This is a genomic window from Amycolatopsis samaneae, assembly GCF_039541975.1.
Taxonomy (GTDB): domain Bacteria; phylum Actinomycetota; class Actinomycetes; order Mycobacteriales; family Pseudonocardiaceae; genus Amycolatopsis; species Amycolatopsis samaneae.
Genome location: NZ_BAABHG010000003.1, coordinates 109,936 through 121,930 on the forward strand (window position 1 = coordinate 109,936; position 11,995 = coordinate 121,930).

The window sequence follows — 11,995 nt, forward strand, 5'->3', positions numbered from 1 at the left end:
CCGCGGTGCCTGTCGCCGGTGTGCGGTGTCGCGAATGTCGCATTCGCGACACCGGTCCGGCCGAAGCCCACGTCGCGAACGGAGCGTTGGGGACGTTGAGCGTCCCGAACGACGCGTTCGGGACGTGCGCACACCACCCTCGGCGAGAAGCGCCCCAATGTGGCGTTCGCTGCGTCCAACGCACCGAACGCCACATTCGCTGCGTCCAGCGCACCCAATGCCACATTGGGGCGCTCGACCCCGTAGGACACCGGCGCGCGTCTGTCCTAAGAGGACGGACGGTCGTTTCCGGTGGCGATCCGGTGGATGGCACCGTCGAGTGTGGCCGGTGCCGCCGTGCGCTTTCGGCACGTAGGGTGACCGGGAGGGCGGCCCCGGCACCGGGGCCCGGTGACAGGAGGTGTGCGCGTGGGAACCAGGCGTCCTGCCCGCAAGCCGACCCTGCTGGACGTCGGGCGGCTGGCGGGGACTTCGACCGCCGTCGTCAGCTACGTGCTCAACGGCGGCCCGCGCGCGGTTTCGGAGAAAACGCGGGTCAAGGTGGAGGAGGCCATCCACCTGCTCGGCTACCGGCGCAATCCGCTCGCCGGTGCGCTGAGCGGCGGCCGGTCCAACCTCGTCGGCCTGCTGGTGCCCGACACCGCGAACGCCTTCTTCGGCGAGCTTTCGCGGCACATCGAGGCGGAAGGACGCCGTCGCGGTCTGCTCACGCTGCTGGGCAACACCGGTTACAGCGCGTCCCTCGCGGACGAGTACGGCGAGACGTTCTCGGAGCTCCGGCCACGCGGGATCTTCGTGACCACCGGGGAGGAGGCGTCCACTGAGGACGAAACCGTCCGGGTCCACCTGCAGTGGGCCGTTCCCGGCTCGCCGAGTGTCACTTTCGACGACTTCCACGGCGCGAAGCTCGCCACCGAACATCTGCTCTCACACGGCTATCGGGACATCTGCTGCGTGGCGGGGGAGTTCGCGGCCGGGCCCGCGGAGGGTCGCGAGGGCGGCTGGCGCCGGGCGATGGCGGACGCGGGGCTGTCCACCGAGGGCAGGCTCGTCCGGACCGCCTTCGACCGGGTCGAGGCGGGACGGGCGGTACGGCAGGTGCTCGAGAGCGGCACGAGGCCGCGGGCCGTCTACGCCACGACCGACGAACAGGCGCTCGTGACCATCCGCACGGCGACGAGCCTGGGCCTGCGGGTGCCCGGTGACCTCGCGGTCGTGGGCTTCGACGGCGTCCGCGAAGCCCGGCTCGGGAGCTTCCCGCTCACCACCGTCAGCCTCCCGCTGGCGGACCTCGCGGACCGTGCCTTCGACGTACTGGACGAGACGCTCGCCGGAGGCGGCCCGGCGGCGCCGGTGGTGCTGGAGGGCACCCTCAGCCTCGGCGTGACCTGCGGATGCGAGCCCGGCGCGGCCGCGGACGCCACCCGGGAGGGCGTGGCCGCGCGCGGCTGAAGGACGCCTTCGGTGCGCTCAATGCACTGAAAGCGTCCTTCATTGCGGCCAATGCACTGAAGGCGTCCTTCAGCACCCGGCCCGACGCCGCCCTACCGCGCCGGTGCGTGCTCGTCCGACGCGTAGGTCGGGTTCAGCGACAGCGCGCTGAACCGGAACGGGCGGTCGACGCGGGTGAAGCCGAGCGGGCAGTGGCGGGTGCCCGCGGGGAGGTAGACCGAGCCGCTCGTGGTGATCGTGTGCCGGACGCCTTCGACGTCGAGGTAGATCTCCGCGCCGAGATCGTCCGGGTCGGCCGGGTCGTTGCCGTGCCAGATCAGGATCTCGTCGTAGTCGTGCTCGTGCTCCTTCACCCACTGCACCGGCTCGTCGCATTCGTGGATCCAGGTGTAGGTCAGGTGGATCCTGCTCTCGGGAACCTCCTTCGCGCGCATGAGCGCGAGTGCCGGGCCGACGTTGTCCGGTTCGACGACGCCGGCGGCGGCTCCTTCGTTGACGAGATCGTCGAGGCAGTTGGGCATCTTCCTGACGAACAGGTGCTCGTACGGACTGGTCATCGTCCCTCTTCCTCGCGTGGTTCCGGGGCATAACGAGCCGACGCTAGCACGATCTAAGCGATTAGAAAGTTTTCTCGTTCCCCTTCCTCTGGGCCGGGCAGCGTCGTACTGTATGGCGAAATTCGTTCGTCGTCGGCAGCGAGAGAGTTGATCTAAAGGCTTAGAGTCCCTGCTCGGAACCGGAGTTGCCCAGTGTCGCGCAGACCCCCACGTCCCGGACGGCTCGTGCCCGCCCTGCTGTGCGCCGTGCTCGCGGCGACGGTGCTCGCGGCCTGCGCGCCGCCCCGACGTGCCGGAAGTGGCGGCGGCACACTCCGCGTCGCCACCGTCACGGACGCGGGCGAGAGCCTGAATCCCTACGCCAGCAAGCAAAGTCCCACCCAGGAACTCCGCAGCGCCCTGCTGTACGAGGGCCTGACCCGACTGGACCCCGCGGGAAGGGTCGAATGGGCCCTCGCCACGGACATGACCCCGAACGCGGACTTCAGCGTGTGGACGATCAAGCTCCGTCCCGGCGTCAGGTTCACCGACGGCAGCGACTTCACCTCCGCCGACGTGGTGGCGAGCATCAGGTACCTGCGCGCGCCCGAGCACGCCGCCCAGGGACTGGCGTTCGTCGAGCGGATCGACCCGAACGCCGTCGAAGCGGTGGACGGGCTGACCGTCCGGGTCGGGCTGAGCAGGCCCTTCGGGCCCTTCCGGGAGATCTGGGCCAGTGTCCTGCTCCCCATGACGAAGGCGGGTTCGGCGCCGGGGAAGCCGATCGGTACCGGACCGTTCGCCGTCAGGACCTTCGCCGCCGGGCGGGGGTCCACAGTGGAACGATTCGACGGATACTGGGGGAACAGGCCGAAACTCGGCGCGGTCGACCTCATCGAGTACCAGACCCAGCAGGCGCAGGCGAACGCCCTGCTGTCCGGCCAGGTCGACGTCGCTTCGAGTACGTCCCCCACCATCGCGAAGTCGCTTGTCGGCAAGAACGACATCGAACTCCTTGACAGCAAAGGCGATTTCACGCTGCGGATCGGCCTCAACACGACGGTGGCGCCCTTCGGCGACGCGCGCGTGCGGCAGGCGCTGCGCCTCCTGGTGGATCGGCGGCAGGTGGTGTCCAACGCCTTCGGCGGCTACGCCAGGCCGGCGAACGACCACGAGGCGGGGACGCCGCAGTGCCCCGCCCCGGACCTGCCGCAGCGCGCGCAGGACATCGAGCGGGCGAAGAGCCTGCTCGCCGAGGCGGGCCAAAGCACGCTGGCCTTCACCATCGCCACCGACGGGCTGCTGCCCGGGATGCAGGAACTGGCCCAGGTGTTCGCCGAGAACGCCGCGAAGGCCGGGGTGAAGGTCGAGGTCAGCCGCGTCACACCCACGGAATTCCTCGCGAAATGGGGCCAATGGCCGGTGTTCATCGACTTCAACCCGGTTCCCTACCTGCCGACCGTGCTCGGCTCCCTGTTGCCCGGACGCGTGGGAAACGCCACGCACTGGGACGATCCCGGTTTCGTCGGGCTCGCCGGCGAGCTGTTCGTGACACCCGAGGCACGGCAGTGCCCGATCATGAACCGGATGCACGGGATCGAGTACGAGCAGGGGGCGAACATCACGCCCGCGTTCGCCGACGTGCTCGTCCCGCATCGGGCCGGTGTCCGGGGCCTGGTCCCGGACGTGAACGGCCGCCCGCTCACCTTCCTGACGAACGTGACCGTCGGAGGCTGACCGCCATGTCCCGGTTCGCGACATCCGTTTCCCGGCGCGCAACACCGGGGATTCCCTGGCTGGTCCGCCGGATCCTGGCCGGGGTGCTCGTCCTGTTCCTGGTGTCGGTACTGCTCTTTCTCGTGACGCAGGCGCTGCCCGGCGACGTCGCGCGGATCATCCTGGGCAAGGACGCGACCGCCGAGCAGGTGGCGGGCCTGCGGCAGCGGCTCGGGCTCGACCGGCCGGTGGTGGTCCAGTACTGGCACTGGCTTTCCGGCGTGTGCACCGGAGAACTGGGGAACTCGCTGCAGAACGGCGAGCCCGTGGCCGGCGTCATCGGGCCGAGAATGCTGAATTCGTTCGCACTGGGCCTCATCTCGATGGTGCTGATCCTGCCGCTTTCCGTGCTCATCGGTGTCTTCACCGCCTGCCATCGCGACAGCGTGCCGGACCGGGTTTTCGTCGCGGTGTCTTCGCTTTTCACCGCGCTTCCCACCTTCGTCGTGGGAATGCTGCTCATCGCGTTCTTCGCCACGTCGGCGCTCGGCGTGCTCCCCGGCGTCTCGAACATCCCGCCGGGCGACCTGCCCTGGTGGCATCCGGCGGAACTGGTCCTGCCGGTCACCACGCTGACGCTGATGGGTGTCCTGTACCTCGGCCGCCTGGTGCGCGCCTCCTTCATCGACGCGATGAACAGCGAGTACGTCGAAATGGCGCTCCTGAAGGGACTCGGCGACCGGCGCGTGCTGTTCCGGCACGCGCTGCCCAACGCGGTCGCGGCGAGCCTGCCGGCGGCCGGCCTGGTCGCCGCGGTCACGATCACCGGTGTCGTCGTGGTCGAGTACGTGTACTCCTACCCGGGCCTCGGCACGGGGCTGGTCGGCGCCGTGAACGCCCATGACCTGCCCGTCATGCAGGCCTGCGTCCTCATCCTCGCGACGGCGTACTACCTCTTCAACGTCCTCGCGGACATCTTCGCGGTCATGGGCGGGTCCCGGTGAAGAAGCGAGTGGTGCCAACGGAAAGCGGGCTTTCGGTGCTGGGCGGGGCGATCCGCACCGGGCGGGCCCGGCTCGGCCTCGTCCTCCTCGCGGTGGTCGCGCTCGTCATCGTGTTCGGCCCGCTGTTCGCCCGCCACGCCCCCGACGTCATCGTCGGGCGGCCGTTCGAGGAGCCGGGCGCGCGGTTCCCGCTGGGGACGGACCTGCTCGGCCGGGACGTGCTGAGCCGCCTGCTCCGGGGCGGCCTCGACCTCACCTGGATGGCGATCCTCGCCGCGGGGCTCGGGGTGTTTCTCGGCTGTCTCGTCGGCTTCACCGCCGCGTACCGTGGCGGCGCCGTCGACACGTTTCTCATGCGTGCCATGGACATCCTCCTGAGCTTCCCGGAGATCGTCTTCGTGCTGCTGTTCGTGTCCATGCTCGGCCGGAGCACGCTGCTGACCGCGGTGCTCGTCGGCGTGGCGTTCGTGCCCGGTGTCTCCCGCGTGATGCGTGGCGCGGCCCTGCCGGTGCTCGGCAGCGAGTACGTGCTCTGGGCGAAGGCGAACGGGCTGCCGACGCGACATCTGCTCCTGCGTGAAGTCCTCCCCGGGGTGACCTCGCCGCTGATGGTGGAGACCGGGATGCGGCTCGTCTGGGCGATCGGGGCGATCGCCTCGCTGAGTTATCTGGGATTCGGCATCGCGCCGCCCGCCGCGGACTGGGGCCTGATGGTCGGCGAGAACCAGGACGGCCTGCCGATCGCGCCGCTGCCGGTGCTGGCGCCGATCGTGCTGATCCTCCTGCTGGCGCTCGGCGGCAACCTCGTGGCCGAGTCCGTGGCAAGGACGGTCGGCCGCACGGAAGGAAAGGGCTGACGTGGCGGCGGAAGTGGAGGTCTCGGGCGTCACCGTGACGGTCGAGGCCACGGGGAGCGACATCGTCAAGGACGTCGGCTTCACCCTCGGCCGGGGCGAGGTCATGGGCGTGGTCGGCGAATCGGGGTCCGGCAAGAGCACGCTCGCGCTCGCCCTGCTGGGGTTCGCGCGGAAGGGCGCGACGATCACCGCCGGGCGAGTGGTCGTCGACGGTGTCGACCTCCTTTCCCTGCCGGAAGGGCGACTGCGCCGCGAACGGGGGAGCAGGGTCGCCTACGTCCCGCAGGACCCGGCCACCGCGCTGAACCCGAGCCTGAGCCTCGCGACGCAGCTGACCGAGGGGCTCCGGCTGCCCCGGCGCGAAGCGCTGTCGCGGGTCCGGCCGCTGCTCGAAGCCGTCGGACTGCCGGACGACGGCGCGTTCCTCAGGCGTCGTCCCCGGCAGCTCTCCGGCGGCCAGCAGCAACGTCTCGCCATCGCGACGGCGATCGCGGCCGGGCCGCGGCTGATCGTGCTCGACGAGCCGACGACCGGGCTCGACGTCTCCACCCAGGCCCGCGTGCTCGAACTGGTGCGCGGGCTCTGCCGGGCCCACGACATGGCGGCGATCTACGTCTCCCACGACCTCGCCGTCGTGGCCGACGTCGCCGACCACGTCACCGTCATGTACGGCGGCGAGGTGGTCGAGCGCGGCACCGACCGGGACGTGCTCACCCGCGCCGCCCACCCCTACACCCGCGCCCTGCTGGCCGCCGTCCCGTCCGCGACCCACCGGCACGCCCTCGTCCCGATCCCGGGCCGCGCGCCCGGCGTCGGCGAAAGCGGGCGAGGATGCGGGTTCGCGCCGCGGTGCGAACACGTCGTGACCGCCTGCGAGCGGACGCGGCCCGAGCTCGTGCCGGGGCCGTCCGGGACGCTGACGCGCTGCCTGCGCGCGGACGAGGTCGTGGGGACACCACGGATTCCGCCGCGCTTGACCGCGAAACCCGCCGCGAGCGGCGAACCGGACGTGTTTTCGGTCGCCGGGCTGAACGCGGCCCACGGCGGCAGGCAAATCCTTTTCGACGTGTCCTTCGGTCTCGCGCGGGGAGAGTGCCTGGCCGTCGTCGGCGAATCGGGCAGCGGCAAGACCACGATGTCGCGATGTCTGGTGGGACTGCACGAGGAACAGGACGGGACCCTGGCCTTCGAGGGCAGGCCGGTTCCCGCCGCGGCGGCCAGACGCGACAACGAAATCCGCCGCCAGGTGCAGTACGTTTTCCAGAATCCCTACGGTTCGCTCAATCCCCACCGCAGTGTGGAGAGCAGCCTGATCGTGCCGCTGCGGCACTATTTCGGGGTGGGCGCGCGCGAAGGCGCGAAGCGGGCGCGGGAAGCACTGGAGCGCGTGGGGATACCGTCCCGGCTCGCCGGTCGCCATCCCGCCGAACTCTCCGGCGGGCAGCGTCAACGTGTCGCGATCGCCCGCGCCCTGGTGTGCGAGCCGAAACTCCTCATCTGCGACGAGGCGACGTCCGCATTGGACGTCTCGGTGCAGGCGTCCCTGGTGGAACTGTTGCGTTCGCTCCTGGCCGACGGCCTGTCGATGCTCTTCGTCACCCACGACCTCGCGGTGGTGCGCAGCATCGCGGACACCGTCGTCGTGCTGAGCCGGGGCCGGGTCGTCGAGTCGGGTGCGGCCGACGACGTCCTCTCCAGGCCCGCGCATTCCTACACGCGAAGCCTCCTGGCGGCCACGCTCGAGGTGCCCGGCGCGCCCGAACCGGTGGTATGAACCAGTGCGGACCGGGGATGCTATGCGGGACAACGCTGTCGTGTGTGGACAGCCGGGAACGCGCGTGGCTGGGCCGAATGGCGGCAAGCCCACTGAAACGGGTAACGGTCGTTAGGCGAGCTTCCGTGCATAATCGTTGGCCGGGCGGGATTGTTACCGGTTTTCGGCGTGATCGACCCCACGCGGCGCCGCCAGGCAAACACACTTGCGGTGAGGAGTGTGGATACGGTTCGATGATTCGGATCACCGGCCACACGGGGATGGCCGTGAATTTTTCGCAGGATCATCGACATTCTCGTCGGTTAATGATTCTGGTTACCAAGCCGACCGAAAGTAGGCGGATACGGTCCGCGGCCGACGTGCTCGCCGGGACCCGTTTCCGCCGTGGCTGCCGTCGGATTGGTAACGAAGCAGCACAGCACATGGAATGTCGTCATGGACGACTTCGAGGGGTGTGCTCCGCCTTTGCGGGGCACTGACAGTGAACTGGGAGAACACTTCCGTGAAGAAGCTCGTGGGGCCGACGCTGGCCCTGACCGCGCTGACCGTGCTCGCCGCTCCGGCCGCACTCGCGCAGACCACGACCGGCACGCAGACCCCGGCAGTGGCCACGAACTCCGCCTCGCCCACCGGGGCCCCGACCACCACGGCCGCGCCCACCACCACGGCCACGCCGCCCACCACCGACGTACCGCCCACCACGCCGAAGCCGGGCGACCACGTCCCGAGCCTGATCAGCCTGGTGGACTACACCAATCCCACGGTCGACACGACGACCGCCAAGAAGGGCATCACCTTCCTCGGTCTCAAGCCGTACTTCGTGTACATCCGGTGCGACGACCGTGAGGGCGCGCCCACCGGGCTCAGCTCGGACGCCCTCGATCTGGAGGGGCTGAAGCTGATCCCCGACAACCTCAAGCTCATTCCGCACTCGGCCTCCTACGCGGCGTCGGCGAGCGTCAAGGACAGCGCGTCGCTCGGCAAGCACACGGTGACCGCGCGCTGCGGTACCGAGACGCTCACCTACTCCTTCGAGGTGCTGGACGGCCCCAAGAACGAGAAGCCGACCACCGCCCCGGCTCCGGGCGGCGGTTCCTCGGCGGGCGCGGCCGAGCAGGCCAGGGCGCAGGCCGGTGCCGGCAAGGGCGCCTCGGCCAAGCCCCAGGTCAAGGTCCGGCCGAAGGGCCGGGTCGAGACCGGTGGCGGCGCGACCGCGCAGCGCTGATCGGATGGGTATCCACCTCCGAGGTGGCCGCCGGACGGTCGCCGTCGCCACGTTGTTCGTGTCGGCGCTGTTCGGGGTCACCGGCTGCGGCACCGCGCCCGCGCCCGCTCCCCAGCCGTCGGCGGCGCAGCCAGCCGCCGCGGCCGGAGCACCGGCGGAGAAGACCGCTCCGCCGGCCACGGTGCGCATTCCCAAGATCGGCGCGGAGTCCTCGCTGGTCCAGATCGGCCTGAAGGCCGACGGCACGCTCGACGTCCCGCCGGTGGACAAGCCGATGCAGGCCGCCTGGTACCGCGAAAGCCCGGTACCGGGCAACCGCGGACCGGCCCTCATCGTCGGCCACGTCGACGGCCGTCAGCAGCCGGGCATCTTCTTCCGGCTGCGGGAGGTCGCCGCGGGTGACCAGGTGGTCGTGGGCAACGGCGACGGGAGCCAGACGACGTTCACCGTGACCCGCACGCAGCAGATCGACAAGGACCAGCTGCCCTCGGACGCCGTGTACGGCGACACTCCTGGCCCCGAACTGCGGCTGATCACCTGCGGTGGCTCGTTCGACAAGGCCGAGCACAGCTACCGCGACAACATCATCGTCTACGCCAAGGCGGCCTGACGTAGTCCATAGTGGACGGTCATCGGCCCGGATCCGCGACCTGTCGCCGATCCGGGCCGATGATCGGGCCCGGTCACGCGCAGTGAGTTGTGCGGTACCGAGGGCATTCTCAGCCATTCGGCCCAGGCGAGGAGGTCGGTTGGGCTAGCATCGGCCACCGTGCCCACGGCGAAGCGGAAGATCCACGCCCACCCCAACGTCGGCTTCGCGTGGCTGAGAATGATCGGCGCGATCATCGTCATCGTCGATCACAGCATGCCGCTGCTGCATCCGCAGCGGCTGACGATCTTCCCCGCGTCCTGGCACATGTCGCCCGGCTACATCGCGCTGATGGGGTTCTTCGCGATGAGCGGCTACCAGATCCAGGACAGCTGGGCCCGCGACCCGTCGTGGTGGCGCTTCACCACCCGCCGGCTGCTGCGGATCATGCCGCCGCTGATCTTCGTGCTGCTGGTGACCGTGTTCGTGCTCGGCCCGCTGGTGACGACGTGGTCGGCGCACGACTACTGGACCCACATCCAGACCTGGCGCTACCTGGTCGGCACCACCGTGCTGTTCTACCTGCAGCACCAGTTGCCCGGGGTGTTCACCGAAAACCCGTATCCCTTCTCGGTGAACGGCGCGATCTGGACGCTGCCCATGGAGATGCTGGGCTACGGGCTGGTCCTGGTCGTCGGCCTGATCATCCTGATCGGCGTGCCGCGCTGGTTCCTGTTCCTGGTCCTCGGCGGCATGGTCGGCGCCGACAGCGTCCTGCGCGCGACCTTCGAGTACCACGGCGCGGGTGGCTCGCTGCTGGTCGTGCCGATCGGCTCGACGGTGTCCTTCCTTGTCCCGTTCGTCATCGGGATGGTGCTTCGCGCCTACCGGCACCGGGTCCCGTTCCGGCCGCTGTACGCGGTCATCCTGTTCGCCGGTTACCTCGCGCTGAGCCAGACGCCGGCGAGCCGCTACGCGCTGGCGATCAGCGCGGCCTACGGGGCGATCACCTGGGCGATGAACTGGCCGAAACGGCTGGAGAGCACCGGGAAGTACGTCTACGGCAGCTACGGCACCTACATCTGGGGCTTCCCGATCCAGCAGCTGTTCATCCTCGCCGGGGTGCGGCAGGTCTGGCTGCTGATCCTGCTCGCGGTGCCGACCGCCTACCTCGTCGGGCAGCTGTCCTGGAACTACCTCGAAAAACCGACGCTGCGGCTGCGCCAGTTCCTGACCACGCCGACACCGGTCGCTCCCGCCGCGGACCGGGAAAGACAGCGGGGCCTGGCCGGGCAGCACTGACCGGCGTCAGTGCTTGAGCTTGAGGCGGCCGCTGCCGACGTCGGCGAGCACGCGCAGCAGCGGCGCGTCGTCACGGGCGGGGGCGGTGATCCTGTTGATCACCCGGCCCCGGGTGGCCTCGACCTGTTCGACCCGCACCGCCCAGCCGTGCGGGACGACCACCGTGATGCAGCCGACGGTGTCGAGCTTCGCGCGGAGGACGACCTCGGAATACGGGCAGGTCGCCTCCGTGAGGTCGATCCGGATCCGGCCGACACCGCAGCGCGCGACGATTTCCCGGGGCACCACCCAGGGGCCCGTCTGCCGGACGTGGCCGTTGGTGGTGTGCAGGACCAGCGCCGGCGGTTCCGATCGCGACGGCGCGGCGGGCAGGTCGGCCAGCACCTCGGCGAGTTCGCCCCGGGTACCGGCGGCGAGCACCCGGTCGAACCGGCCGCCGACCTCGTCGAGCCGGAGCGTTCCCTCGCCGACCGCGTGGGTGAGCCGGTCGAGTGCCCGTTCGCGATCGGTTTCGGAAGCGCGTACGAGTTCTTGTCCTTCCCCCATGTGCCCACTTTAGCGACGTCTCGCGATGCGATCGAGCAAACCGCACTGGCCGAAAGGTCCGTTTCCGGTTCTGGGAAAGGCGGGCCCGCCCGGCACCGGGTACAGCTGGAACCGTCACAAGGCGGTCATGCCGGGACGTTCCGGCCTTTGTCGAGGTCGCCTCGGTGGCTTTCGGCTCGACCGCGGGTCCGTTTCCGGACCGGCAGACGGAGGGAAGAAGCATGTCCGATGTGGACCGGCGGCGGTTGCTGTTCGGTGTCCTCCCGGCCGCGGCCCTGCTGCTCACCGGCTGCGCCCGGTCGGCCGCCGAGGAACGGAGCACGCCGCCACCCCTCGCGCTGGTCTACAACGGCCCGCAGGGCTGCGCCGACTGCGCGCCGGCGATCGCCACCCTGCTGCGGAAGGCGCCGCAGCCCTTTCGGGTCCAGTACGTGGGCCCCGGCACCGGGACCCCGCTCACCGCCGAGGTGCTGGCCGAGGCGCGGCTGTACGTCCAGCCCGGCGGTGGCGCCGACCTCGACGGAACCTGGCGGCGGCTGAGCGCCTCCGCCGAGGTGGTCCGCGCCTGGGTCCGCGACGGCGGCAGCTATCTCGGCCTGTGCTTCGGCGCCTATCTCGCCGGGCGCGATCCGGGCTTCGACCTGCTGCCCGGCGACACCCGCGGGTACACCGGCACCGAGGGCGCCACGGTTCCCGACGCCCGCGACACCGTGGTGCCGGTGGACTGGCAGGGCAGGCGGCGGCACATGTACTTCCAGGACGGACCGGCCTTCGTCCTCGACAAGGGTGCCGACGCCACCGTGCTGGCGACCTACCCCAACGGAACGGCCGCCGTCGTCGTCGCCCCGTACGGCAGGGGCCGGGTCGGGGTCAGCGGCCCGCACCCGGAGGCCGACGCCTCCTGGTACGCGGAGAAGGGGCTGAGCAATCCCGACGGCGTCCGCACCGACCTGGCCTACGAACTGATCGAGGCCACCGTCGGACGGCGGTGAGT

At 70.3% G+C, this 11,995-nt stretch carries 11 protein-coding genes; 9 read left to right on the plus strand and 2 right to left on the minus strand.

The window, feature by feature from the left end; genetic code table 11:
* Positions 1–408: 408 nt before the first annotated feature.
* On the plus strand, positions 409–1,452 hold the full coding sequence (locus tag ABD987_RS07615; RefSeq protein WP_345388541.1) for a LacI family DNA-binding transcriptional regulator: 1,044 nt from the start codon (positions 409–411) through the stop codon (positions 1,450–1,452).
* A gap of 92 nt (positions 1,453–1,544) precedes the next feature.
* On the opposite strand, the gene ABD987_RS07620 is transcribed toward ABD987_RS07615, so the two are convergent.
* A complete protein-coding gene (locus tag ABD987_RS07620; RefSeq protein ID WP_345388543.1) occupies positions 1,545–2,009 on the minus strand; it encodes a hypothetical protein in 465 nt (154 codons plus the stop codon).
* Between the two features lie 192 nt (positions 2,010–2,201).
* Between ABD987_RS07620 and ABD987_RS07625 the strand changes: the two genes are divergently transcribed.
* From ABD987_RS07625 to ABD987_RS07655, 7 genes are all read left to right on the plus strand, one after another.
* The gene (locus ABD987_RS07625; protein WP_345388545.1) at positions 2,202–3,725 is read left to right on the plus strand and encodes an ABC transporter substrate-binding protein; all 1,524 of its coding nucleotides are present in this window, start codon (positions 2,202–2,204) and stop codon (positions 3,723–3,725) included.
* Positions 3,726–3,730: 5 nt separating this feature from the next.
* A complete protein-coding gene (locus tag ABD987_RS07630; RefSeq protein WP_345388547.1) occupies positions 3,731–4,708 on the plus strand; it encodes an ABC transporter permease in 978 nt (325 codons plus the stop codon).
* A gap of 11 nt (positions 4,709–4,719) precedes the next feature.
* Positions 4,720–5,565, plus strand: coding sequence for an ABC transporter permease (locus ABD987_RS07635; RefSeq protein WP_345388549.1), 846 nt, complete (start codon positions 4,720–4,722; stop codon positions 5,563–5,565).
* A gap of 1 nt (position 5,566) precedes the next feature.
* Positions 5,567–7,339, plus strand: a complete 1,773-nt coding sequence (locus ABD987_RS07640; RefSeq protein WP_345388551.1) for a dipeptide ABC transporter ATP-binding protein — start codon at positions 5,567–5,569, stop codon at positions 7,337–7,339.
* Positions 7,340–7,841: 502 nt separating this feature from the next.
* A complete protein-coding gene (locus tag ABD987_RS07645; RefSeq protein ID WP_345388553.1) occupies positions 7,842–8,564 on the plus strand; it encodes a hypothetical protein in 723 nt (240 codons plus the stop codon).
* A gap of 4 nt (positions 8,565–8,568) precedes the next feature.
* Complete coding sequence (locus ABD987_RS07650) at positions 8,569–9,174, plus strand: class F sortase (protein WP_345388555.1); 606 nt, start codon at positions 8,569–8,571, stop codon at positions 9,172–9,174.
* A gap of 159 nt (positions 9,175–9,333) precedes the next feature.
* Positions 9,334–10,455, plus strand: coding sequence for an acyltransferase family protein (locus tag ABD987_RS07655; protein WP_345388557.1), 1,122 nt, complete (start codon positions 9,334–9,336; stop codon positions 10,453–10,455).
* A 6-nt stretch (positions 10,456–10,461) separates the two neighbouring features.
* Here ABD987_RS07655 and ABD987_RS07660 read toward each other — a convergent pair whose 3' ends face one another.
* Positions 10,462–11,001, minus strand: coding sequence for a DUF1707 SHOCT-like domain-containing protein (locus tag ABD987_RS07660; RefSeq protein ID WP_345388559.1), 540 nt, complete (start codon positions 10,999–11,001; stop codon positions 10,462–10,464).
* A gap of 221 nt (positions 11,002–11,222) precedes the next feature.
* On the opposite strand from ABD987_RS07660, the gene ABD987_RS07665 reads away from it, so the two are divergent.
* Positions 11,223–11,993: a BPL-N domain-containing protein gene (locus tag ABD987_RS07665; RefSeq protein WP_345388561.1), complete on the plus strand. Its 771-nt coding sequence runs from the start codon at positions 11,223–11,225 to the stop codon at positions 11,991–11,993.
* The last annotated feature ends 2 nt before the right edge of the window (positions 11,994–11,995 follow it).

Excerpts from the sequence above, each read along its gene's own strand:
- ABD987_RS07660 (WP_345388559.1), bottom strand. The coding sequence starts at position 11,001 with ATGGGGGAAGGACAAGAACTCGTACGCGCTTCCGAAACCGATCGCGAA.
- ABD987_RS07620 (WP_345388543.1), bottom strand. The coding sequence starts at position 2,009 with ATGACCAGTCCGTACGAGCACCTGTTCGTCAGGAAGATGCCCAACTGC.
- ABD987_RS07650 (WP_345388555.1), top strand. The coding sequence starts at position 8,569 with ATGGGTATCCACCTCCGAGGTGGCCGCCGGACGGTCGCCGTCGCCACG.
- ABD987_RS07665 (WP_345388561.1), top strand. The coding sequence starts at position 11,223 with ATGTCCGATGTGGACCGGCGGCGGTTGCTGTTCGGTGTCCTCCCGGCC.
- ABD987_RS07630 (WP_345388547.1), top strand. The coding sequence starts at position 3,731 with ATGTCCCGGTTCGCGACATCCGTTTCCCGGCGCGCAACACCGGGGATT.